This is a genomic window from Paenibacillus sp. E222 (assembly GCF_013401555.1).
GTDB lineage: Bacteria > Bacillota > Bacilli > Paenibacillales > Paenibacillaceae > Paenibacillus.
The window spans coordinates 7,033,418-7,057,860 of record NZ_CP058552.1; the positions used below are offsets into that span (position 1 = coordinate 7,033,418).

Annotated in this window: 22 protein-coding genes and 5 tRNA genes; 10 read left to right on the forward strand and 17 right to left on the reverse strand. The window is 48.0% G+C overall.

Annotated features, from left to right (window positions below):
• Positions 1-7: 7 nt before the first annotated feature.
• Genes HW560_RS31445 through HW560_RS31455 form a run of 3 tightly spaced genes read left to right on the forward strand, consistent with a single transcriptional unit; the run spans position 8 to position 2,342 of the window.
• Complete coding sequence (locus tag HW560_RS31445; protein ID WP_179265518.1) at positions 8-706, forward strand: urease accessory protein UreF; 699 nt, start codon at positions 8-10, stop codon at positions 704-706.
• A gap of 36 nt (positions 707-742) precedes the next feature.
• Positions 743-1,465, forward strand: a complete 723-nt coding sequence (gene ureG, locus HW560_RS31450) for an urease accessory protein UreG (protein ID WP_053781689.1) — start codon at positions 743-745, stop codon at positions 1,463-1,465.
• A gap of 58 nt (positions 1,466-1,523) precedes the next feature.
• Positions 1,524-2,342 (forward strand): urease accessory protein UreD, encoded by an 819-nt coding sequence (locus HW560_RS31455; protein WP_179265519.1) that lies wholly within the window; start codon positions 1,524-1,526, stop codon positions 2,340-2,342.
• 160 nt (positions 2,343-2,502) lie between these two features.
• On the opposite strand, the gene HW560_RS31460 is transcribed toward HW560_RS31455, so the two are convergent.
• The 5 genes from HW560_RS31460 to HW560_RS31480 form a co-directional block, all read right to left on the reverse strand.
• Entirely contained in the window at positions 2,503-2,919 is a 417-nt protein-coding gene (locus tag HW560_RS31460; protein WP_179265520.1) for a helix-turn-helix domain-containing protein, read from the reverse strand.
• Between the two features lie 277 nt (positions 2,920-3,196).
• Positions 3,197-3,613, reverse strand: a complete 417-nt coding sequence (locus HW560_RS31465) for a helix-turn-helix domain-containing protein (RefSeq protein WP_179265521.1) — start codon at positions 3,611-3,613, stop codon at positions 3,197-3,199.
• A gap of 172 nt (positions 3,614-3,785) precedes the next feature.
• A tRNA-Leu gene (locus tag HW560_RS31470) sits at positions 3,786-3,868 on the reverse strand.
• A gap of 17 nt (positions 3,869-3,885) precedes the next feature.
• Positions 3,886-3,961: transfer RNA gene (locus HW560_RS31475), tRNA-Lys, on the reverse strand.
• A 107-nt stretch (positions 3,962-4,068) separates the two neighbouring features.
• A tRNA-Glu gene (locus tag HW560_RS31480) sits at positions 4,069-4,140 on the reverse strand.
• Positions 4,141-4,447: 307 nt separating this feature from the next.
• On the opposite strand from HW560_RS31480, the gene HW560_RS31485 reads away from it, so the two are divergent.
• The gene (locus HW560_RS31485) at positions 4,448-5,224 is read left to right on the forward strand and encodes a DeoR/GlpR family DNA-binding transcription regulator (protein WP_090894388.1); all 777 of its coding nucleotides are present in this window, start codon (positions 4,448-4,450) and stop codon (positions 5,222-5,224) included.
• Between the two features lie 3 nt (positions 5,225-5,227).
• A complete protein-coding gene (locus HW560_RS31490) occupies positions 5,228-6,124 on the forward strand; it encodes an HAD family hydrolase (protein WP_179265522.1) in 897 nt (298 codons plus the stop codon).
• 66 nt (positions 6,125-6,190) lie between these two features.
• Here HW560_RS31490 and HW560_RS31495 read toward each other — a convergent pair whose 3' ends face one another.
• Both HW560_RS31495 and HW560_RS31500 read right to left on the reverse strand, forming a co-directional pair.
• Positions 6,191-6,862 carry an MgtC/SapB family protein gene (locus HW560_RS31495; protein ID WP_179265523.1) on the reverse strand — a complete coding sequence of 224 codons (672 nt, stop codon included), beginning with the start codon at positions 6,860-6,862 and terminating at the stop codon, positions 6,191-6,193.
• Between the two features lie 210 nt (positions 6,863-7,072).
• Positions 7,073-7,672, reverse strand: coding sequence for a flavin reductase family protein (locus tag HW560_RS31500; RefSeq protein ID WP_179265962.1), 600 nt, complete (start codon positions 7,670-7,672; stop codon positions 7,073-7,075).
• 170 nt (positions 7,673-7,842) lie between these two features.
• Here HW560_RS31500 and HW560_RS31505 point away from each other — a divergent pair, with 170 nt between their 5' ends.
• The gene (locus HW560_RS31505; RefSeq protein WP_179265524.1) at positions 7,843-8,541 is read left to right on the forward strand and encodes an ArsR/SmtB family transcription factor; all 699 of its coding nucleotides are present in this window, start codon (positions 7,843-7,845) and stop codon (positions 8,539-8,541) included.
• 228 nt (positions 8,542-8,769) lie between these two features.
• Here HW560_RS31505 and HW560_RS31510 read toward each other — a convergent pair.
• The 3 genes from HW560_RS31510 to HW560_RS31520 all read right to left on the reverse strand — a co-directional run bounded on the left by HW560_RS31510 (position 8,770) and on the right by HW560_RS31520 (position 9,563).
• Positions 8,770-8,858, reverse strand: a tRNA-Ser gene (locus HW560_RS31510).
• Between the two features lie 5 nt (positions 8,859-8,863).
• Positions 8,864-8,939, reverse strand: a tRNA-Asn gene (locus HW560_RS31515).
• 162 nt (positions 8,940-9,101) lie between these two features.
• Positions 9,102-9,563 (reverse strand): SprT family protein, encoded by a 462-nt coding sequence (locus HW560_RS31520; RefSeq protein WP_063564440.1) that lies wholly within the window; start codon positions 9,561-9,563, stop codon positions 9,102-9,104.
• Between the two features lie 120 nt (positions 9,564-9,683).
• Between HW560_RS31520 and HW560_RS31525 the strand changes: the two genes are divergently transcribed.
• Both HW560_RS31525 and cmpA read left to right on the forward strand, forming a co-directional pair.
• Positions 9,684-10,034 (forward strand): hydrolase/acyltransferase, encoded by a 351-nt coding sequence (locus HW560_RS31525; RefSeq protein ID WP_090894378.1) that lies wholly within the window; start codon positions 9,684-9,686, stop codon positions 10,032-10,034.
• 232 nt (positions 10,035-10,266) lie between these two features.
• Positions 10,267-10,410, forward strand: coding sequence for a cortex morphogenetic protein CmpA (gene cmpA, locus HW560_RS31530; protein WP_090808144.1), 144 nt, complete (start codon positions 10,267-10,269; stop codon positions 10,408-10,410).
• A gap of 152 nt (positions 10,411-10,562) precedes the next feature.
• On the opposite strand, the gene HW560_RS31535 is transcribed toward cmpA, so the two are convergent.
• The 6 genes from HW560_RS31535 to HW560_RS31560 all read right to left on the reverse strand — a co-directional run bounded on the left by HW560_RS31535 (position 10,563) and on the right by HW560_RS31560 (position 19,230).
• Positions 10,563-12,785, reverse strand: a complete 2,223-nt coding sequence (locus HW560_RS31535; RefSeq protein ID WP_257032113.1) for a Tex family protein — start codon at positions 12,783-12,785, stop codon at positions 10,563-10,565.
• Positions 12,786-13,059: 274 nt separating this feature from the next.
• Positions 13,060-15,249: an alpha-galactosidase gene (locus HW560_RS31540; protein WP_179265525.1), complete on the reverse strand. Its 2,190-nt coding sequence runs from the start codon at positions 15,247-15,249 to the stop codon at positions 13,060-13,062.
• 236 nt (positions 15,250-15,485) lie between these two features.
• Positions 15,486-15,836 (reverse strand): type II toxin-antitoxin system PemK/MazF family toxin, encoded by a 351-nt coding sequence (locus HW560_RS31545; RefSeq protein ID WP_024630714.1) that lies wholly within the window; start codon positions 15,834-15,836, stop codon positions 15,486-15,488.
• A gap of 3 nt (positions 15,837-15,839) precedes the next feature.
• Positions 15,840-16,121: a CopG family ribbon-helix-helix protein gene (locus HW560_RS31550; RefSeq protein ID WP_024630715.1), complete on the reverse strand. Its 282-nt coding sequence runs from the start codon at positions 16,119-16,121 to the stop codon at positions 15,840-15,842.
• 261 nt (positions 16,122-16,382) lie between these two features.
• The gene (gene alr, locus HW560_RS31555; protein WP_090894375.1) at positions 16,383-17,570 is read right to left on the reverse strand and encodes an alanine racemase; all 1,188 of its coding nucleotides are present in this window, start codon (positions 17,568-17,570) and stop codon (positions 16,383-16,385) included.
• Between the two features lie 457 nt (positions 17,571-18,027).
• Positions 18,028-19,230, reverse strand: a complete 1,203-nt coding sequence (locus HW560_RS31560; protein WP_090894372.1) for a DUF4367 domain-containing protein — start codon at positions 19,228-19,230, stop codon at positions 18,028-18,030.
• Between the two features lie 295 nt (positions 19,231-19,525).
• Here HW560_RS31560 and HW560_RS31565 point away from each other — a divergent pair, with 295 nt between their 5' ends.
• Positions 19,526-21,019 (forward strand): serine hydrolase, encoded by a 1,494-nt coding sequence (locus HW560_RS31565; protein ID WP_179265526.1) that lies wholly within the window; start codon positions 19,526-19,528, stop codon positions 21,017-21,019.
• Positions 21,020-21,062: 43 nt separating this feature from the next.
• On the opposite strand, the gene HW560_RS31570 is transcribed toward HW560_RS31565, so the two are convergent.
• Positions 21,063-22,907, reverse strand: coding sequence for an ABC transporter substrate-binding protein (locus HW560_RS31570; RefSeq protein WP_179265527.1), 1,845 nt, complete (start codon positions 22,905-22,907; stop codon positions 21,063-21,065).
• A 125-nt stretch (positions 22,908-23,032) separates the two neighbouring features.
• On the opposite strand from HW560_RS31570, the gene HW560_RS31575 reads away from it, so the two are divergent.
• Positions 23,033-24,250: an MDR family MFS transporter gene (locus HW560_RS31575; protein ID WP_179265528.1), complete on the forward strand. Its 1,218-nt coding sequence runs from the start codon at positions 23,033-23,035 to the stop codon at positions 24,248-24,250.
• The last annotated feature ends 193 nt before the right edge of the window (positions 24,251-24,443 follow it).

Consider the following 24,443-nt stretch of genomic DNA (forward strand, 5'->3'; position numbering starts at 1 on the left):
GCCACGCATGATGATGCACAGCGGCACGAAATTGCTCCGTTATGTTCAACTGCTGGATTCAGCCCTGCCCATTGGCGGGTTCTCCCACTCGTTCGGTCTGGAGGCATACACTCATGATGGCAGAATAGAGACGACCGCCCAGCTCGAACAATTCATTCGCGGCCAGCTTCATTCCAGCCTCGTGCGGCTCGATGGCCTTGCCATCAAAGGGGTTTACCAGGCCATTGAGCAACAGGATGCCGCCCTTCTAGCCCTTTACGACAAACGTGTACACGCCCAGCGAACCCCCAGGGAACTGCGGGAAAGTGGACACAAGATGGGGAAGCGTTTACTCAAACTTGCGAGATCACTTTACCCATGGATGGACTTTTCTCTACTCGATGAAGCTGTTCAGGAACACGGTGCCTTTTGCGGCATTACAACGATTCACGGCTACATCAATGATCAGTTGGAAATTGGACTGGATGAAGCCGTCACCGGACATTTGTACACCTCAGTTAACGCTTATGTAAATAGCGCTCTGCGTCTTCTGCCTATCGGGCAAACCGAAGCACAGATGCTTATTCAAAAACTTTTGCATGATATTGATTCTGAATGGTCTCAAATTCGGGATGACGACCCTGAAGATATGCACAGCTTCGGTATTGCCCAGGAAATCTATGCTATGCGGCACGAGAGCCTGCCAGCCCGTCTGTTCATGTCCTAACTACTACAATAATTCAAAACCAAGGAGGAATTTGTTATGTGTGGAGGAGCTAATCATACGCATCATGCGGAGTGGGAACGTAAGGTATTTGATCGGAGTCGCCCGATGCGAATCGGAATCGGCGGACCGGTAGGTTCAGGAAAAACAGCCCTAGTAGAGAAGCTGTCTAAGGCATTGCGTACACGCTACAGCCTGGCCGTTATTACCAATGATATATACACAAAGGAAGATGCCGAGATTTTGCTGCGTCAGAATGCGCTCGCACCGGAACGTATTATCGGTGTAGAAACAGGGGGATGCCCACATACAGCTATTCGCGAAGATGCCTCCATGAATTTCGAAGCCGTTGATGAATTGATTGAACGCTTTCCTGACCTGCAGCTGATCTTTATCGAAAGTGGCGGCGACAATCTCTCTGCTGCATTCAGCCCGGAGTTGGCAGACGTATTCATTTACATTATTGATGTCGCTCAGGGTGAAAAACTGCCCCGTAAAGGCGGTCCGGGTATTACACGTTCAGACCTGCTGCTGATTAACAAGACCGATCTTGCCCCTTATGTAGGCGCAAGTCTGCAAGTAATGAAGGATGATACTGAACGGGTGCGCGAAGGACGGCCTTATGTGATGTCGAACTTGATGAGCGGTGAAGGGGTATCGGAAATCGTCCATTGGCTTGAACATCAATATATGGATGACGATGCTTCCGCTGCGCATCTGCATACACACACCCATGAGCACGGAACGACTCACAGCCACTAATTCATCTTCCTCTTTACATGGAGTTGAACATGGACTGAACCGCAGTACAGGAGAGGCCGTGATACGCCGCAGCGAGCTTCGGGCCACTTTCGCCCTCCAAGGCGGGCGCACCGTCATGACCGATCGGTATTACAGCGCCCCTCTCCGGTTCAGTCGATCCTTTCGACCTCCGGGTGGCGGAGATGAATTATGTGTATACACTTCAGACGTCTCTCCAGGCGTGCTGAACGGTGATCATTATCGATCCGAATGGCAATTGGGCCAGAACACTCACTTAATGTTAAGCAGCACATCAGCCACAAGGCTTCATCCCACACCTACTGTTCCGTCATCTGTGAACCATCACTTTCGACTGGACCAAGGAGCAGTGCTGGAGTACTTCCCTGAATGTGTTATTCCGTTTAAAGGCAGCTCATCCTCACTGACCACAACCTTTGAGCTGGGTGAACAAGCAGTACTTGCATATGCCGATATCTGGTCGGCTGGACGGATTCATCGGGGAGAAGTCTTTCAGTTCAAGCGATATCGCAGTCTGACAGAAATCTGGCAAGGGAAGCAGTTGGCTGTGTGGGATCGATTCGGACTCGAACCAGCATCGGGCGATCCGAAATCATCCGCAGCGTTGTTAGATTACACCCACACTGCGGCTTTATGGATGATTGCCCCTGGATTGGGCGCAGCACAGTTGGAGTCCGTACGGTCCATCTTGCCCCCAGATGGTCGCATGCTCGCCGGGGCCAGCTTGCTCGCTACAGGCGGGATTGGTGTTCGTTTGCTCGGAAAGGCTGCCTGGGAACTTCAGGAGCAATGTCTTCAGATCTGGAACACCCTTCGCTCCGATCTTTTGGGGAAACCCAACCTTATATTCCGCAAGTGAAGACTATACGTCTATCGGAATGGCTTTCGAAATCACATATTCATGTTTCAACGGGTCCCAAAGAAAAAACCTCTGAACAACTCTCCGACGTCTTTCGGATTGTTCAGAGGTTTTATATATCCTGATGATTCAGTCAAGTTGCACCTTTCAATAACTCACGCTACAACAGCTCATCTCCTTCAGGCTTATCTTCTCCCTTGTAACGAAAGTCGCCTGAATCTCTGCTTTCTTTGGACTTGCGATAACGTGTAAATTCAATATATTCACTGATAAAAGACTGTTCCACAGTTGATAATTCACTCTCTAGGCAATCCAATTGCCGCAGCACGTCAAAAAAATAATTCTCCCGTTTTTCACGTACCATCGCTTCCTTGGATGGACGCCCAACCATGAGCCAGTCGAGGCTCACATCAAAAAACGAAGCAATCTCAATTAGTTTATTTGTACTCGGAGTAGATTTACCACGTTTCCAGTCACCCAGATTACCCGTGCTAATCTTCAGTTGCTTACAGAATACTTTCTTAGTCATTCCTCGTTCGGCAATTAGATGTTCAATTCGCTCATAGATCGACTGCATAATAAACCGCCTTCCATCCGAAATAATTTAAAACATCCACTTGTCTCCACCAATCGCCGGACAATTCGTATACCCGATTGTACCACAATATTCCTGAATACTCCGTGTTATCATCCCAGTCTCCTGCTCTCAGCGGAATGCATAGAAAACAGTGATACTCGTCTTCCCCGCCAATCACCATTCGAGTCTAATCTATACATTGTTGCTCTAAAGCATTCGAGAAGACCTAACGTCCAAATGTATTCGAGTTTGTGTAGAGAACTACACGATCTTGCTGCTACACCGACTCATCTGCCTCAGGATTATCTTCTGCCTTGTAACGAAAAGCGTTTGAATCTCTGCTTTCTTTGGATTTACGATAACGGGTAAATTCAATATATTCACTGATAAAAGACTGTTCCACAGTCGATAATTCGCTCTCTTGGCAATTCAATTGCCGCAACACGTCAAAAAAATAATCCTCCCGTTTTTCCCGTACCATCGCTTCCTTGGATGGACGCCCAATCATGAGCCAGTCAAGGCTCACATCAAAAAACGAAGCAATCTCAATTAGTTTATTCGTACTCGGAATAGATTTACCGCGTTTCCAGTCACCCAGATTGCCCGTGCTGATCTTCAGCTGTTGGCAGAAAGCCTTCTTGGTCATTCCTCGTTCAGCAATCAGGTGTTCAATTCGCTCATAGATCGACTGCATACAGAACCGCCTTCCAACCGTAATAATCAATACATATACCTAAATTATACCACAACCTTATTGAATGCTCAGCCTTTTCATCCCAGGAATACGTTCTGGTATTTCTCATAACACAAAGATAGACTCCCATGAATAATCACGAGAGCCTATCTTATACCGTTTGTTGCTGTGATGCGGTCGAGAGGACTCGAACCTCCACGGGTATACACCCACTACCCCCTCAAGATAGCGTGTCTGCCATTCCACCACGACCGCATATTCAATTGTAAAAATGGTGAGCCATGAAGGGCTCGAACCTTCGACACCCTGATTAAAAGTCAGGTGCTCTACCAACTGAGCTAATGGCTCTTGCTGTAACTTCACCGGATGTGCCATACGTAACTCTTTTGTTCAGGAGCTATGACTTTTTGAGGATACCTCGTCAGGATTGTGCACCCCTGAGGTGGTGAAGATAATGACCCGTAGGGGATTCGAACCCCTGTTACCTCCGTGAAAGGGAGGTGTCTTAACCCCTTGACCAACGGGCCTTGTAAACAAGTTGTCTTTCTTGGCGACAAGAATGAGTATATCATAGGCCAACTTAAATGTGCAACACTTTTTTTCATTTTTTTTATGCACCCCTGTTCCCCTCCTTCTTCATGAGGTCAAGAGCGTGTTCACGCCTGAAATGTCTTTCACAAATTTATCACCGTCATCCTCGCAATTTGTAAAATCAGCATCAAAAAACTTAAATACACTTACATTCACTTATAATATTGCAAATCTCATTATTAGTACTTATAATTAACTTATCAGTTATATACACGGTCAGCTACGTATAAGGAGGCGGCACGTTTGTTTCAGGAAGAACGAATGCAGCTAATTATTGAACATTTGCGTAAACACAATCGCATCTCGGCTGATGATATTGTATCCCTCTTTGACGTTTCCCGGGACACAGCACGAAGGGATCTGATCAAGCTTGAAGAACAGGATGCCATTATCCGAACACGCGGCGGTGCAATTCTCCCCGTTCCACCAGACGAGCACCGATCCTATAAAGATCGTCTGCTCCACATTTCCGATGAAAAAAGAGCTATTGGCAAGCTAGCCGCTGCTATCGTCCGCCAAGGCGAACACATTATTCTGGATTCTTCCACTACAGTGCAGACCTGTGCCGAAAATCTAAACGGCAAATCCTGTACCGTCATCACCAATTCCATTTATTCAGCTGAACTTCTCTCCAATCATACCGCTGTCGAGATTCGTTTGCTGGGCGGCAAAGTCGATAAGGAACAACGTTACGTCTATGGTACTTCAGTGATTGAAACTCTTTCCCATTATTATGTAGACAAAGCCTTTATCGGCATTGGCGGAATTACGATGGACGGCTTCAGTGCCTCTGAAGAAGAAGGAAAGATCAAGCACAAAATGATGCAGGCTGCGAAACAGGTTATTGTACTCGCTGACCATTCCAAGTTTGATAGGCGTTATGGTTATCGTTTTGCGGACTGGTCACTCGTTAACATGTTAATTACAGATCAATGGCCTTCCCAAGAATGGCGGACTTTTCTAGCCGAACAGCAAGTCGAGATTCTCATTCCCGAACCCACAATTGAAAAGGAGTTGTAACATATGAAATTATTTGCTACCGATCTAGATGGAACACTATTGAACAGAGACAGTCAGATCAGCCCGGAAAATGCAGCTGCAATCCATAAAGCGCAACAAGAAGGATTGAAGATTACGATTGCTACAGGACGGGTCTATTCCGACGTATTAACGATAAGCAGCGAAGGCGGAATTAACACGCCAGTCATCGGCTCCAACGGAGCTACCATCCATGATGCCAACGGTGAACGTCTATTCCATCTTCCACTTGAGCGTGAGACGGCCGCCTCCGTCATGCAGTGGCTGGAGGATCACCATTGCTACTACGAGGCCTCCACACAACAGGGGATTTATGCCCCTATCAGCAGCCATGAGGCGATGCTCGCTGAAATGGATCGTATCCTTGGCTCAAGTCCCGGTGAGGATATTGAACGCCTTATTCGAGCTGTTAAGAAGCACTATGACAAGAAAGACTATCACCGCGTAAACTCCCATCAGGAAATCCCTTCCGAAGCTTACATTTACAATATTATGGCCTTTTCATTGGATCCGGCTCAATTACAGCAGGGACGCGAATACTTTACCTCTCGCTCAGATGTAGCCATGGTGGTGTCCTCTGAACACAACTTCGAAATGCAGCATCCTGATGTATCCAAAGGTAACGCCTTAAGCAAACTGGCAGCCCATCTGAACATCTCCATGGAAGATACAGCAGCCATTGGTGATAACTTCAACGATGTATCCATGCTCAAAATGGCAGGACTCGGTATTGCCATGGGCAATGCTGAACCGGAGATTAAGGCGATTGCCAAGGCTATCTCTTTGACCAATGTGGAGCATGGTGTCGCACATGCCATTCAGTGTGTTCTTGAAGGCAAGCCCGTTTCCCGGCCAGAGACCGTCATTGAAGGCAGTCAGTAATTGATTGTCGTTATAGCTCGGCATTGCGATCTAGCGACCTAGAGATAGCTTGGTGATAGCCCGGGCTCACCTCATATCAACGGATCGAACGTGAGGCACATCCTGCAATAAAATAATTAATTGCTCTGCCCGATATGATCCAGGCAGTTGCAGAGTGAATTCAAGTACAGTCTCCTCCCCGGAGTCTGTGCTTATTTGCTGTTCTGTTTTGAATCCGACCACCGAGATTTTCTCCTGTCCCAGCAAAGCCAAAACGGTTTTGAGGGTGTCCCCTTCCTTTAGCAGTCGAATAGTCAACGTCTCTGTTCGCGCAGACACCAACCAGCGTGTCGGCCGATGCAGCAGCATCTGGGCCAGAACAATAAGCAGCGTCACCCCCGCACCTGTCCAATACAATCCCGAACCCACAGCCAGTCCCATTCCTGCAGTCGCCCAGATTCCCGCCGCTGTTGTCAATCCTCGGACCGTGTGGCGTTGTGTGAAGATCATTCCGGCTCCAATGAAGCCGACTCCACTGACCACCTGGGCGGCAATCCTGGATGGGTCAAGCGAGAGATTGGCCCAGCTTGCCTGATCCTGAAAGCCATACTTGGATACAATCATCATCAACGCTGCACCCACCGCAACAACAAAGTGAGTACGTATACCCGCTTCCTTCATTCGGTTCTTGCGCTCATATCCGATCAACACGCCGCATATGCCAGCTACGAGTACACGCATTAAGTATTCCATTTCCATGCTCATCACCTCTCTTATGTATATGCTTACATGTCTCTTTCTTTACTATTTACCCAATCCTTGACTAATAAAATAGCCGAATGTATAGATTACTTGGATGAAATCTTTATGAAGTCTCATATACACAGAAAGAAGCGGCGCCCCAACTGGCCCCACTTCATCTATTCTGGATTACTTGCTGATTGTCTATGCTATTTTAGAGTCCACACATCACTTCTCTGCCCGAAAGCTCTCCCCATGCCTTTCTCCAAGTCCATAATAATGTCTGAAATTATAAATTAAAGGATTCCATTCCTCGGGGTTAATCTTGTTCAAACCTGATAACAGCCGGGTATGTGCGTGTACCTTCAACGCTTTTATTTCCACAATCGCCATAAAAGGCGTATGTTCGGGAATGCGAATGTGCTGTACCGCGGCTTCGATCTGGAGCGGACATTCCGCTATTTTATCCGGCTCAACCTGAATTGAACTTTGGGGTGTCAGTCCAGAGACGGCAAATTTATCATCGCAAAACTCAAACCCCATCTTCCTTTTCTCTTCAGGAACGGGATATCTTCCGGTATAACGCCCCAACCGCTCAACCTGCTCCCACATGGTTGCATCTGGCAGATTAATTACACATTCGGGATGACGACGCAGGTTCTCAAAGGCTTTGCCCTGAATACCCACTCCAAGTACCAAGCAGTCGCCCAGTGCCCAGGATGAAGAAAGCGGAGACAGGTTCGTCGTTCCATCTTCGTTTAACGTGCTCAGCAGCAATACTGGTGTGCCATAGTACAAAATACTTGGAGTTATCACCTCATGCTGCATCAGTTCTCTGTTCAAATCCCGATGGTTCACCGATTCAAACTCTTCGTGCGTTCTATCATTGGTATACATTGCTTCTTCCTCCACTCTTCAATCCATCCCTTCTATCTGTTAGGTTGTAATTCTTGCATGGTTGAATTGTAATACACCAATAGTTAAGGTATCATCGAAGTATGAATACATATCCGAATATTTCTGTTATTGCGTCGTTAATTGCAGATCCCAGTCGTGCTATTTTTTTGGAAGCTTTGTTGGATGGTCGTGCCCTTCCTGCCGGCGAACTCGCTTACATGGCGAGTGTTACTCCTCAAACGGCAAGCAGTCATCTCGCCAAGCTGGTCGAAGGCAGGCTGCTCGTTGTTGAACAGCAAGGACGACATCGATACTATCGTCTCGCAGGCAAAGAGGTTGCTTTTCTGATTGAGACGATGGGAAGTATCGCCGCACCAGTACAAGTGAGATCCCTCAAACAGTCCAACCAGCTTCAGCATCTAAGCTTTGCTCGAACCTGTTATGGGCATCTAGCTGGAAAGTTAGGGATATCGTTGTGTGAAGCTTTATTGCGGGAGGGATATCTCGAAGAACCTGAGGAAGAGCAGGCCAAGGATTACCACATTACAGAGATAGGGATTCAATGGCTCACTTCTTTTGGCATTATTCTTGAAGGGAAAGCCGGATCACGCCGCGCTGTGGCTCGTAAATGTCTGGATTGGAGTGAACGTCGTCACCATATCTCCGGAGTACTGGGAGACGAACTAGGACGCCGCTTGTCTGAACTGGACTGGACCCGCCAGAAGGCAGGCAGCCGTTCGGTGGAAGTCACGGAAGCTGGCAAGAAGGGTTTGTACGAGGTATTCGGCATTTCACTATAGGTCGGCAATCGCTCTTTCGTGTACATTGGCAAAATGAGATACATCAAAAATCCCCCTCCTCAGTAACCTTTGTCGGTAACCGGGGAGGGGGATTACGTTTTATTTTATTGAGAACGGAGAGAGAGGGATACTCTCACTTCATTCGAGACTGCGATGTATGGCTTACGAAGCATATGCTCCGACGAACCTTTAGGGTTCTCATCCCTTATACAGAGAAGTAAATCAGAACGGAGAGAGAGGGATTCGAACCCTCGCACCGCTTACGCAGTCTAACCCCTTAGCAGAGGGTCCCCTTATAGCCACTTGGGTATCTCTCCAAGAATGGCTCCCCGAACAGGGCTCGAACCTGTGACAACTCGATTAACAGTCGAGTGCTCTACCAACTGAGCTATCAGGGAATAATAATCTTGAATAACCTAAATTTATCATGATTAATATTCCAAGTCAACATGCCTCCGGTGACTTTCTTAATAAGCTTTAGATACTCTTATTAATAGTCACCACGAGCACAGTACACATGGCTCTGTGGTAACAAGTGGCGCTGCCATAAACCATTCACCTTAGATTGTATGAATCCCTAACTTGCCCGCACATCGACCACAGCGGTACCGCTTCGGATCAACTTTGCGTTTACGCAAATATTCCGTGCCACAGCTTTTGCATACCAGCTTATAGCGATACGGTAATGGCTTTCTGCCCTTTCCATCCGGAAGGGACTGACAGAACCTCGAGCCGCCCACCTTCTGCAACAGGGCCTTGAATTCAGGGTCCCGGTGTTGGTAGCCCCGTCCACGAATGTGCAGATGATAATGACACAGCTCATGCTTGATGATTTTCTCAACCTCTTCCCGCCCATAGGCTTCGAGCTGATGAGGATTAATCTCTATTCGATGACTCTTGAGCATATAGCGCCCACCTGTCGTGGTCAGACGACGGTTAAACAGCGCCTCATGAGTGAACGGAACCCCGAAATGATCGAGTGACACCTGCTCAATCCATTGCTGCAATTCCTCATTTTCCATCGGTTTGTCCTCCTTTCACACCCCTTGGGCCATTTGTTTTTCCGCCATAATACTTGAATTTTAACCGTTTCGTAGGCTACACTGTCAAGTAGAATGTATGAGGGGAGATTATTACTCGTTATGCCTACAATGCGCTACGTCATCCTACAGCAGGAACAGCAATTGCAGTTTGTGGAAATGCCTGCCGATTACGCTTATCAACTCAGTGCGCTCAACCTTCGCCTGCACAAAGAGATTGACAAACTTACCGCAGCAGATGTACCTGTTCTGCCTTGGGCAATCGCCGAATGTGACAATCTTGATCTTCTGGACGAGCAACTCTCCATCATCGGAGGTCTTGATTATATCAATGCGCTTGAACAAAGCTTTGCAGCACTAAGAGAGAGCGAATATCCTTTGATTTCCCTGCTCACTGAAATTCGGGCGCTTCAGGCTCAATTAGAGCAATGGTATGAAGAAGAGATGGAATGACTCTAATGTACTTATGGACTTATTAATAATGCAGGATGGAACCAAAAGCGCATCTCCTCAAAGCGGAGGTTGCGCTTTTTTCACTTTTCCAACCCTACATTCATGGGCCCCGCCTCTCGTATATCCGTATATATATTGAATTTTCCGTGTTCATCACGGGATATTCGCACAGTCCAGGCTATTGCCACATATGCTAACGTACAGATGAATTATGCAAGAGGAGGAGATACCCTTGCCTCAATGGCTTTGCAATCAACTGATGCGTGCATTTCACAAAAAGGACAGCAGACAGATTAAGCTGCTGAACGAATGCTGGTTCTTTTACCGAAACAAACCGACAAGTGGCACCCCGCGCAGCGCGGACAGCGAACTCTAAGAATCTGACGCCACTCTCTCCGTCCACTTCAAGCTCTCACTTCATTCATAAAATCCCTTCGAAGAATACAGTACGGGCAACAGTACTATTATAACTGACACAAACAGCCTTCCCGTTACAGGGAAGGCTGTTCTCCAATCATTGTGCCTGGATTAGGAAGACTGCTTAGAAGAAGCAGGTTTTTTCATCGTGAGGCCGACACGGCCTTTTTTGGTATCCACGTTCATCACCCAAACCGTTACATTATCCCCCACAGATACAACATCCATCGGATGTTTAACGTAACCGTTGCTCAGCTGTGAGATGTGGACAAGTCCGTCACTCTTGATGCCGATGTCAACAAAAGCACCAAAGTCGATTACGTTACGAACCGTACCTTGCAGCTCCATGCCCTCCACCAAATCTTCAATTTTGAGCACATCCGTGCGGAAGATCGGTAGCGGCATTTCCTCACGCGGGTCACGACCCGGACGCTGCAAGCTGTCCAGAATGTCACGCAGTGTAGGCACGCCCACATCCAGCTTCACAGCCAGCTGTTCCGGTTGTTGCTCCGACAGGAGCACAGACAGTTCCTTGCTGCCCAGCTTGTCCAGCGCAACCTGAAGCTCCTTAAAGAGCTGGTCAACGACCTTATACGATTCAGGGTGAATCGGTGTGCGATCCAGCGGGTTCTCACCTTCAGCAATCCGCATAAAGCCTACGCATTGCTCATAGGTTTTGGCCCCCAGACGCGGCACCTTCTGCAACTGGCGACGATTCGTGAACCGGCCGTTCTCTTCGCGGTATTTCACAATATTTTTGGCAATGGTGGCATTTACACCCGCAACATAGGACAGCAGTGAAGGCGAAGCCGTGTTCACATCCACGCCCACATGGTTAACTGCGGATTCCACAACAGCCTTCAAGCTTTCTTCCAATATTTTTTGAGAAACGTCATGTTGGTATTGGCCTACACCAATGGCTTTTGGATCGATCTTAACCAACTCAGCCAGCGGGTCCTGCACCCGGCGGGCAATTGAAGCAGCACTCCGCTCAGCAACGTCAAGATCCGGGAATTCTTCCTGAGCCAGCTTGGATGCAGAATACACACTCGCTCCAGCTTCATTGACGATCAGATACACGAGACTTTCGTCCCCGTTCTCCTGAATAATCTCGGCAACAAACTGTTCTGTTTCACGCGACCCGGTACCATTACCGATAACAATCAATCCGATATCGTACTGCTTGATCATCCGATGGAAAACCTCGGCAGCTTCACGCTTCTTGTTGTGTGGTGGCGTTGGGTACGTAACAGCCACTTCCAACAGCTTGCCCGTATCGTCGACCACAGCCAGCTTACAACCGGTACGATAGGCAGGATCGACACCAAGCACACGTTTGCCATGAATCGGCGGCTGAAGCAGCAGATTGCGAAGATTGGCCGAGAATACGGATATCGCTTGGTTTTCACCTTTTTCCGTCAGTTCTGCACGAACCTCACGCTCAATTGAAGGGGCAATCAATCGTTTGTAAGCATCTTCAATCACAGCACGCAATACGTCTTGGACCGCAGATGCACCCTTGATGATCTGTCCTTCCATATGACGGTGAGCCGGTTCAGGCTGCACGTCCAGACCCACTTTCAAAATGTTTTCACGTTCACCGCGGTTAATGGCGAGAATACGGTGAGGCGGCATTTTTTTGGCTAATTCACGATAATCATAGTAGTTCTCATATACAGACTCCTGCTCAGCATCCTTCGCTTCCGAAGTCAGCATGCCATGATCGAGCGTATAACGACGAATCCATGCACGAATAGCAGCATCATCTGCAATATTCTCAGCCAAAATATCTTTGGCTCCCTGAAGTGCGATCTCTGCATCTTCTACCCCAAGTTCAGCATTGATATAACGCGCAGCTTCCTCCATAACATTACCTTGCTTCGGTTGACCCCAGATCCAGACAGCTAGTGGTTCAAGACCTTTTTCCTTCGCTACACTGGCACGGGTTTTCCGCTTCTGACGAAACGGACGGTACAAGTCCTCCACTTCCTGCAGCTTAACTGCCTGCGTGATGGATTGTTTCAATTCTCCGGTCAGCTTGCCTTGTTCCTCTATAATACGGATGACTTCCACTTTGCGGTCTTCCAGATTACGCAAGTATACGATGCGTTCTTCAATGAGCCGCAGCTGGTTCTCATCCAGCTCTCCAGTCATTTCTTTACGGTAGCGGGCGATAAATGGAATCGTATTGCCTTCGTCCAGAAGCTCCGACGTGGTGCGGACCTGCTTCAAGGACAGTGACAGTTCCTTGGCTACCTGTTTGATGATTCGTTCATGGCGTTCTGCCTTTATTGTTTCTTCATTGGGTTCCAGAACCGTTTCCTGTTCAGACAAAATAAATCCCTCTTTCCTTCCTGAATCGTTCAGTTGAAGCTTGTTCAGGGCAGCTTTGCTGCTGTAATCACAGTATCGAACCTGCATACATACAGATTCCTCTCCCCTATATTATCACAAAATCCCGTTCAGATTTCCAGCATTCGTCCAGGTTACAAGTTCTTACAATTGAGATTACGTATCAAACCTACGTCTCAGCCATAAGAAAAGACCGAAAAACGTCTCCAGACGTCTTCCGGTCTCCCCTGATAAACCCTGCGTTCACGCCAGTTTATTATACCCGTTCGAAGCGGAACATTTCACTCAGATAGTCTCCAGATGCACGGCCTACCGAGATCCCACCATACATCAGTGCATCCCCGGTATATGTCTCGGAGCCACCTTTCAGGCGGTAATCCGCATTAGGGTCCAAGCCCTTCAGCTTCAGACGTTGGAGCGGTGCATTCGGTTCAGAGAGCACACGGAAGTAGAATACAACGGCTTCGCTGCCATCTGGTGAAATAAACATCCATGCCGTTTCATTTCCCTCAAACGGACTTAGCAAGCGGCGGAACGTTCCGTATTGGATGGTTCCCCGAATTTCTTTGTACAGCTCAACCTGCGCCTTCACAATGGCATTCTCTTCCTCTGTGAAACGAGTCAAATCCAACTCGTATCCAAAGTTACCGGACATAGCGACATGTCCACGAATTTCCAGTGAAGTAATTCGGTTGACCTGGTGATTAGGAACAGCAGAGATATGCGACCCCATTGAGCTTACCGGATACACCAGGCTTGTACCATATTGAATACGCAGACGGGATATTGCGTCCGTATTATCGCTGGTCCACGTTTGCGGCATGTAATACAGCATACCTGGATCAAAACGGCCGCCACCACCTGAACAGCTCTCGAACAGGATATTCGGGAACGCTGAAGTAATACGTTCCATGACTCCGTATAATCCAAGCATATAACGATGCGCAGTCTCACGCTGTCTGTCTGCCGGCAGCAATGCAGAGCCCACTTCCGTCATATTCCGGTTCATGTCCCATTTCACATAAGTGATTGGCGCAGATCCAAGCACATCGCTTAGCATGCGTACAATCTCATCACGCACATCCTGACGGGAGAAATCGAGTACCAATTGTTGGCGCCCTTCCGTGCGGCGGCGATCCGGCACATGCAGACACCAGTCCGGATGAGCACGGTACAAGTCGCTGTCAGGCGAAATCATCTCAGGTTCGAACCATAGTCCGAACTGCATGTCCAGACTGGTCACCCGATTTGCCAAATCATCCAGCCCTTGAGGCAGTTTGTTCTTGTCCACAATCCAGTCACCGAGTGACGAGTTATCGCTATCCCGATGTCCAAACCATCCGTCATCCAGTACGAACAGTTCAATACCAAGCTTTTTGCCTGCCTGGGCGATCTGCTCAATCTTATCTGCATTGAAGCCGAAATAGGTCGCTTCCCAGTTGTTGACCAGAACCGGACGCTCTGCATTGCGGAACTTGCCCCGTGCAAGGCGCTCCCGATACAGTTTATGATACGACTGAGACATGCCATCGAGACCCGCATCCGAGTACACCATGACCGTCTCAGGCGTCTGGAATGACTCCTGCGAATCCAGCTTCCAGCTGAACTCAAACGGATTGATTCCCAGCGATACACGCGTGGTGTGGAACTGATCCACCTCCGCCTGTGCTGTGAAGCTGCCGCTATATACAAGGCTGAACCCGTAGACTTCACCCTGATCCTCGTCTGTACCTGGTGTCATCAGGGCAATGAACGGGTTCTGCTGGTGACTGCTTGAACCCCGACGGCTCTCGATGCCTTGAAGGCCGGAAGCAAGTGGTCTGCGAACGATGTCCCGTTCACGCGTCCATGCTCCTGACAGTTGCAGCAATTCGTAATCGGCATGCGGGAAATCAACAGAAGAGCTGAGCGCACGTGCAATATTCACCGACGTAGCGCTCTCATTAATGATACGCATGGAACGCGTAATCGCATTAAAGGCCGTAAAGGCCGTGTAGCTAAGTTCAATCCTGATTCCTGCAACACGGTCCTCCAATTCAACGATGAGTGTCTCGGCTTCATCGTCAGATTCAACATAAGTTGCAGGCAGTCCGGTAAGCGCTGCCTTTCCTTTGATCAGTCGATGGCCTGTATACGTAAACTCCGAAACGGTTGAACCATTCTCAAGCTCCAATTGGATTGCCGGATTACGGAAATCACTTGTACCGTAAACGGGCAATTCTTGAGCCAATGTGTCGAAGGAGATCGTCCGATCTTCCGGCACCGGATTTGGGCTGAACGAGGCACGCTCTGTACGCACATGAAGCCAGCTTAGATCGGTATCACGCAGCCTTTTGCCATAATATAAATGTACCAAATATCCCGAAGGCAGAACCTGAAATACATAGCTTGCCTTTTGAGTCTGTAGATGAAATTGAAGCTTCTCCTGATCAATATAAATGCTCATATGTCTCCTCCACCTCTATATATGTCGATTGACGTAAACGGTTTCTCGGTATCATTATAACGAAAAGCTTCACAATGTTCTACGCTTTCATGAAGCTTTAATCAAAAGAGCGCACCCCGGCCGTTAGGCTGTTGTACGCTCTTCTGATTGCTGTCTGAAATTGTGTGTTCCTGCAAGGAACATCCATTGTCTACGGATGGCACGGCAGCAGAACAAAGAAACAACTGCCTGGTGCCTTAAAAATCGATTAAACCTAGGCTGATCTGTAAGGCTTCGTTGACCAGTTTCATGGTCTCCTCGTCCAGATGGGTAATCTTGTCGGTCAGCCTCTGCTTATCAATCGTCCGTATTTGTTCGAGCAAAATAACCGAGTCCCGGTCAAAGCCGTGTGCCGCCGCATCAATCTCCACATGCGTCGGCAGCTTTGCCTTTTGGATCTGGGCGGTGATCGCCGCCACAATACAAGTAGGACTAAACCGGTTGCCGATGTCATTCTGGATGACCAGAACCGGCCTGACTCCACCTTGCTCGGAACCGACAACGGGAGAAAGATCCGCAAAAAAAACGTCACCGCGTTTTACGATCAATGTCTACACCCCGCTAACTAAGCGGTCCAGAGTGCTGTCCGCATCTTCCTCCGCGTGAAAGGCCTCGGATGCCATGGTGAGGTTAATCTTCGCCATCTCCATGTACCCTCGCTGCATCGACTCACGGATGTAACGTTTCTTACGCTCCGTCAAATACAGCTTCATGGCCTGCCTAATCAATTCGCTGCGGTTGGAATTCTCCAGCGCTACGATGCCATCCACTTCTTGCAAAAGATAATCAGGCAAACTGATCATGATCCGCTTGGTGTTCTGCAAGTTGGCCACCTTTCTTCCACCCCCACAAACCTTTCGCCATTGTGAACCAGTATTACGTTTTTCCAGAACTTTTATACAAAGGAATATATATGCCCCGAGTATATCAAGTATGCTGTACTCCATTATAAACACGGGGAACAATATTCGTACAGACCAAACATCTCTTTTCAGGATTTTTCATCCCAGTCATCATTCATAATTCGAGATGCTCCGACAGTTTTCCTTCTGTTCTGAAAAAAAGTTTATTGGAAATAGCGTCCAGTCAAGCCATCAGGATGTCAAAAGAGGGTTGATTCTGGCGACTACTGCTCCATGACGGGTATAAACCCGCGGAATTCGGTGCGCCATCATGCAGATCACTTCGTAGTGAATTGTACCGAGCTGAGATGCCACCTCGTCTGCAGTTATGACTGCACCCGATTGGTGACCGATGAGAACAACCTCTTCGCCGACTTGAATTTCTTCTGCTTCTGCTGCAAAAGATTCTAGCGACACCATACACTGATCCATGCAGATCGTACCGACGACGGGAACACGGCGGCCGCGCACAAGTACTTGTGCTTTACCTGACAGCATTCTTGAAAATCCGTCTGCATAGCCGATAGGCAGGGTCGCTATTCGTTCATTCCCTTGTGTTACATAATGGGTTCCGTAGCTTACACCCCAATGAGGAGGCAGCGTTTTGACAAGAACCGCCTTCGTCTTCAGTGTCAATACCGGGGACAGCTTCACCACCTGATGATTCACCTCTGCGGTAGGATAGAGTCCGTAAAGACTGATTCCCACACGCACCATATCGTAGGACAATTCCGGCGTATCAATGGCGGCAGCGCTGTTCGCCGTATGTATAATCGGGATGACACATCCCTGATCCCGCAGTGCATCAACCACACTTCGGAACCGTCGATACTGCTCCAGTGTATAGGTCTTGTCTTTTTCATCCGCTTTGGCAAAATGGGTAAACATGCCTTCCAGGATCACCTGCTTCAGCTTGGCTGCTTCCAGAATGAAAGCAAGTGCCTCGTCGCCTGGCAACAGGCCAAGCCTGCCCATACCGCTGTCGATTTTGATGTGAACCTTTAGCTTACGAGAGGATGTGCCCGTCTCCAGATGTTGAATGGCTTCGAGTACTTCCCTACTGAACAGCGTTATGGTTACATCATGTTTCCAGGCTTCAGCGATGCCTTCTGGCGGCGTGTAACCCAATACCAGAATCGGAAGGGTAATTCCGTGTTGTCGCAATTCAAGCGCTTCGTCAAGAAAAGCCACACTTAAGTAATCCACGCCAACTCGTTCCAGTTCTCTGGCCGTCTCCACTGCTCCATGCCCATAGGCATTTGCCTTCACACAAGCGAGCAGCTTCATGCCTTGCGGCAATGCTTCGCGGAAAGCGTCTACGTTGTTGCACAAATGATCCAAATTGATTTCCGCTTGGGTCGGCCGATATTGTTCTTGCACGTTAAGTCACCTTCTCTAATCATCTTAATCCGGCTCACGTCAGACTCCATCGTAATGCTCAAGCATGTGACTGTCAAATGAACGGAAGATCTGCAGTCCAAAACACATACAGGAGCGCTATCCCGGAGCCGGGAGCAAACGCGGAATAAGACCTATAAGCCAGACCATGAATGAGATATTTGTCTCTCCATAACGTAACTCATCTGCTTATATCGTATTATTTACCCGGTTCCTCCCGCGTAGAAGCGTGTTTTGCATTATTGAGTACACTGGACCTAATCCTTTCTTATCTTACGCCGGATCATTGGCTGTTGATACACATAGCTTCAACTGAAATCATATCTTGCGAATCACTGCAATAAAACAGGAAAGATGACCTGTATATGCAGCAAAGCACCGGAGAATATCTCCGATGCTTCTTAGCATTCCTTATGTTAGGACGACTATACTTTCCAAATCATTTCCCTGACTCTTCCTGCATGGAGGTCGCAATCTGTATCATCTCGTTTTCTGGCAAATCTGCGCTTGTAATCCTGTACTCCACTCCATCTGTCATCCAAGTGAGTGTCTGTAAAGCATCTCCGCTGATCATTCCCAGGGTGAATCCAAGATCCACAACTCGGGACGGCGCAAGGGATACGGCTCTGTCCTGCGGCCGCGCCTCAAAGATCGTGTAATTATAAGTTCCTTCGTAACGAAGCATAACCGAATAGTCTCCTGACCCTTCCACGATCTGATCGTCTTTCAATTTGACGCCTTCCGGTGCATAGGTTGGCTGAATAACCCCGAAGCTGTCTGTACCTTCCGGCTCGGCTGATGTTGGTTCTTCCGTTCCTTGCCCGCTGGCTGGATCTTCTGAACCTTGCTGTTCGGCGTTATCACTCACACCCGTCTGTCCATCACTAACGGTTCCGCTTGGATTCGATGCAGAACCTTCCTCTGTAGCAGCTTGAGGTTTGGTAGTCTCTTTACCGTCCCCAGCAGGAGCCGCGCCTGAGTCAGTACCAGCCTTGCCACCATTTTCAGTAGCAGCAGTCATATTACGCTGCATGTCAAACGCGTCTTTCTCAAATTCGGTACCAAATTTGAAGCTATCGAACTTCACATCGACCACCACATTGGCATTCGAATCGGACACTTCTACCTGTTTCGGTGCGTAATCGCTTTTGTTCAACCATATTTTCTGTCTGACCAATGCATGTGTATTGTAGTTGGCAGCTACATCGAATACATAGCTTTCCTTCTCATCGGCAAACTGGCGGGTCGAATCACCTGTTATGCTGCGGATCAGTGTCTCGTAGAGGTATACCTGGCCTTGGTTATCCGGCCAGTTACTCTGGAAACGGAAGCTTTTGTTCTGACTCGGTGTCAGGACAAATACGCCCTCATCATTGCGCAGTACAATTTGTGTTACATCCTTTTTGGCATTCGTTAACGCGATACGATAATACGAAGGCTTTTGATGCCATACCTCGACCTTGTACTGCTGCGGCGTATCTCCGGTATGCAGCGTCATAACGCCTGCCCCCTGATAACTTTCCATTTCTCCTACGACTTCGTTCAGATCTTTGACCACGGCTGCCGCATCCTTCTTCCCGCAGGCGGCAAGTAAGGTCGATAAGACCAATACCATGGCAAGCATCCATGATATTCGGCGCATGACATCATCCCCTTTAGCACATGTTTTCACTTCAGGATTGTGCGTACAGCAGAACCCCTACTTGATTAGTACATGTTATGAGGGACTTGTTCGATATATGCGGACTAGTTTGACAAGCATTCCATCGTGCATTGCCACAATACCCTATCTGGTAACAAAATCAGTCTCGGGTAGGATGTAAAATCCAACCAGATTCTTCATAGTAAATACAGATAACAACCCAACCAATGTAATTACATAACACTATTATGTAGCTGAATTGATGTACAACTCTATTTTAAATTGGAGGAAAATAATGAACACAACCTATCTTCACTCATTGCTGAATGGATTGGATGATTTTGTGGAAGAGCAGCTTCAACGCTGGAAAGGAGTAGGTGTGGCGGTAGCGATTATTCACAGGGATGAAGTCATTTTGCAAAAAGGATACGGTTATCGCGATCTGGAGTCCAAGCTCGAAGTCACACCCCATACCTTATTCGCGATCGGTTCAAGTACCAAAGCCTTCACAGCATCAACCGCTGCCCTGCTCGTCGATCAGGACATGCTGAAGTGGGACACACCTGTTAGGACCTATTTGAAAGACTTCAAAATGTTCGATCCCGTAGCCACAGAACGCCTGACCATCCGCGATATGCTCTGTCATCGCTCCGGTCTTCCAAGGCATGAGATGGTATGGTACAACTCATCACGGAGCAGAGAAGAACTCGTAAACGCGCTTCAGTATCTGGAGCCTAATGAGGACTTTCGGAACAAATGGCAATATCAGAACCTGATGTATATGGCGGCTGGTTATCTGGTGGGTCAACTTAAAGGAACTTCATGGGAGAATGTCGTCCAGGAGTCCCTGTTTAACCCACTCGGGATGAATTCAAGCGTCTTCTCTGTTGATGAGATGCAGAATCAACCTGACTTCGCCTTCCCTTATATAGATCAAAACGGTGAGAGCACGCGGATACCTTTTCGGAAAATAGATGCCGTGGGGCCTGCTGGCTCTATTAACAGCAATCTGGTGGATATGATTGCCTGGGTGCAATTTCAATTGAATCAGGGGCAACAGGGTGGGAAACAACTGATTTCCAAAGAACAGTTGGCTGTTCTACACAGCCCGCAAATGGTTTGTGATTCACCATTTCACAGCAAAGAACTGCCTCTTAGCACGTACGGCCTAGGCTGGATGATAGATTCTTATCGCGGACACGCCATGATCCACCACGGCGGGGCAATCGATGGATTCGCTTCACAGGTCGCCTTTTTACCAGGGGAACAGATCGGTGTTGTAGTTCTTTGCAATACTAATGGGAGCATTCTTCCCTACACGATTTCTTTTAACGTTATTGATCGTTTGCTTGAATTGGAACCTGTAGATTGGAGTGGGAGATTAGCCAAATTAGTGACTGGAGATTCAACTGATTCCGAAGCAGCAACAGACACCATCGAAACACCAACGACGTCAAAAACTTCTGTTGAGGAAAAACCAGTGGAAACTCAGGTGCATCCCCATGATCGTCCTATCCATGCGTATGCGGGAAGTTATACCCATCCAGGTTACGGAGAGATCGTTATTCAACAGACGAACGACGGGTTACAGGCCACATTAAATGCCATTGAAATGCCTATGGAATACACTGGAAAAGATACGTTTTCCGTAGAGCTTGTCCTGTTTGGCTTGAAAATCACTTTTACGTTTAAGACGGATGAAGAGGACACCATAAGCTCTCTATCCATTCCGCTGCTGTTCGAACCTGGTACGAATCCCATTGAATTTGTAAAGACACCTTCAGTATAAAAGCATCCCCCACCGGCCCATCCCATTGTAGTAATTACACTCTTTACCACAATGGGATATACGCCGGATAACTCGCAGTATCTTCTACTGTATTTGAACTCCTCTTCACCCACAATCGACGCAGATCAGGCATACCGTATGCTACGACACGATAATCCTGAAGCGAAACGTGGTGTGCATGCTCTTCCCTAAAACTGTATGTAGGCAGGAGCAGAGCCTCTTGAATGAGCCGGTCTTCCAACGTCATTAGCGTACGCAATCGCTCCGCACTATCCTGAATCCTAACGACGTGTCTGCATTCGCGTTCCAGCTCCCTTTTTCGCTCGTCATCCATAGCCATAAGAAACAGCGTATTCTGAAACGTATACATCGTTAGTAGACTCAGCGTCACATGCTCATCGAACACTTCACCCGTGTAAATCACATCATAAGCGGCAAATTCATCATGGTATACGGCATTTACCGGATTACCTGGCGTCACGCTCACTTTCAGTCCAATAAGCGCACAACGCTTTGCGAACCAGGCCATGTCTGCTTCCATTTTCTCGCCTTCCTCTACCCATACCTTTATGATCTGGCCTGCGTAGCAGCTGCGTTGTAACAGCTTGGAAGCTCTTACGAGAGATGAGTCAGCAGAGAGGGCTGTTGGCTTCGATTCTATTCGTTCAAGCATCTGCTTTTCCTCGGACTTGTCCCGGACCAGGCTATATGCAGCCTGTACATCTCTGCGTGCCAATGCCCCCATCATCTCCTGTGGATCCATCAGTTGCTGAACACCCTGACGAAAGTATACATCCTGCTGTGGGCCTTCTTTTCGCATATTAAATGTCATATACACCCCGCCCTGAACCTGATGCTGAATCGAGCGAGCCTGTCCGTCTGGAAATAAATCCTGTTTGATCGCCGACTCCACTAGACCCGTCTGGGGAAGCTGCCATATTTCAACCCGATCAATAAACGCCCGTCCTCTGAAATAGGAAGGAAACACCTCCAGCACAAGCAGCTTGGGATGATTGCGTGCCAATCGGTAAGGACCCGTACCCATCGGATGCATCGGGTCAAGCTCCACATCACGGGGCAAAATGGATGCATTCATGCTGCTCATCATATCCGGGAACATAAAGTTGGGAAACAGCAACACAAAGCGCACCGTTAGCTCGTCGAACGTCTCTATGCGATGAATGGAGCCAAACAGTGACCTGCAAGGGTTCTCCTCATCGGAAATAATCCGTTCAAACGTATATCTTACGTCCTCTGCATCAAGAATCCTGCCATGGTGAAAGAGTATGCCTTTATGCAAATAAAAGGTCCACTCTGTTCCCTCAGGGTTGCTCTCCCATGCAACGGCAAGGCTTGGTTCACAGACTTGGCGTTCAGCGTTGTACAGTACCAAGCGATCAAATACCTGCGCAACAATCCCAACTTCTCCCCACATGTAAGCCCGGGTCGGGTCCAATGTCTCAAAGGCAGTCTCCTGTGGAATTCGCAGCGTATCAACTCTTCCTCGAACGCCGTGATCGGAACGTAGACCGAACTGTCCCTGCAATCCTTGCATCAATAATTCTTGCATCGAGAACGGCATTGCCGAAGCCAGCGCATAGGCCTCTTCCAGCTTGTTGCCTTGCAACAGTCGGTCGAATCGTTCCTGAACAGCCTGTAAAAGAGGATGGCAAAAAACGAGCACCGATGTCTTCCCTCTGCCGCGTTGTGGGCTCCATCTGATCCAGCCATGATCCATAAATTTGTTCATAATCAGATTCATATTGCGCATCGTACAACATAAATGATTCGCCAGTTCACCAATTGTTGTATGTATTTCTTCCTCTTCGCCTACATTCGAAAAGACCATGCGAAGCTGAATATAATGATCCATGACCTCCACAACCATCCCTGCTTTCCTTCCCCTGATTAAAATACGAAATTGATCCGTACGCTTCTACAGTTTTTCTTCAGGTTTTCCTCCATTATACTCAGGTACATCGACAACACCAGTGGGAAGGAAGAGAACTGCACATGAAATATACTGATTTGCATCGCAACATCAAGATTCGTATCATTACTGATTTTTTTACAGATCTAACTCAGAAATCCATTATTCCTTTTATGGCGATTTATCTGAGTGTGCAGATTGGTGAAGGCTGGGCAGGTATGCTGTTAACCGTTAATATTGTGGTCTCCATGATCGTTGGCTTGGGCGCAGGTTACTGGTCTGACCGAGTGGGGCGCAAGAAACTGATGGTCATCGCCCAACTGCTGCAGGTATTCGCCTTGTTCTGGCTGGCTGCCGCCAACTCCCCATGGATGAACTCCGTTCCTTTAACTTGTGCCATGTTTCTGCTCAGCAGCATTAGTTCGGGTATCACCGGACCCATTGCCAATGCCATGATTGTAGACGTGAGCAGTGAACATGAACGTCAGTATGTCTACGGGTTGCAATATTGGACCACCAACGTTGCCATTACGATTGGTGCGCTGATGGGCGGGTTATTATTCGAGTCCTTCCGCTTCATTTTGTTCAGTCTGGTATGCATGGAGAGCCTAGTAACACTATTTATTCTCTTGTTCTACATTCATGAAACAATGAATAAAAAACACTCTAAGCACCTTGATGCCCCGATAAATAGGAATATATTGAAAACTTACGTCGGTGTATTTAGAGATAAACGTTTTATGATTTTTTTCACCGCAACAGTGCTGGCTGTCTCTCTGGAATTCCAAATGGATAACTACATCGCCGTTCGTCTCAAAAGTGAATTCAACGCCCAACTGTTCCATTGGGATATCTCAGGTCTGCAGATGTTCAGTCTGATCATGGCGATTAACACTGTACTCGTCGTAATCATGGCCATTCCATTCTCCAAATGGATAGGGCGTTTCCAATCCAGATTTATCATGACCGTTGGCATGTGTCTGTACACTACTGGTTTTGCCGTGCTCGCTTTCAGCAATTGGGCCTGGCTGCTTATTACATCCGCTGTACTGCTAACCATTGGTGAGCTCATGTATGCGCCTGTCCGTCATGTCATGCTTGCTGGCATGATTCCTGAATCCGACCGTGCTGCCTATATGGCTGCAGACGGCATGAGTTATAACGCGGCCGCTCTACTGGGTAGTCTTGGCCTAACAATGGGGGCCTTTCTGCCTTCCTATGCAATGGCTGGCCTGTATGTATGGATGGGGATCGGTGCTCTCGTATTTTTCCGCCAGTCGCTCCGGCCATCAACGAGTTAAAATGATCCCCTCTGCTGATGTAACGAATCGAGGACACCTTAATACGGGAATGAGCTCGCTTCGTCCTAAAAATTCTCACTAACGTTAAACAATAAAAAAAGGACCTTCCCCCATCTTCTAAACGTTGACCCGTTCGAGGTACACTTTGCTAAAAGTGACCTCTCGCGGGTCAATGTCTACTTGATGACGATGG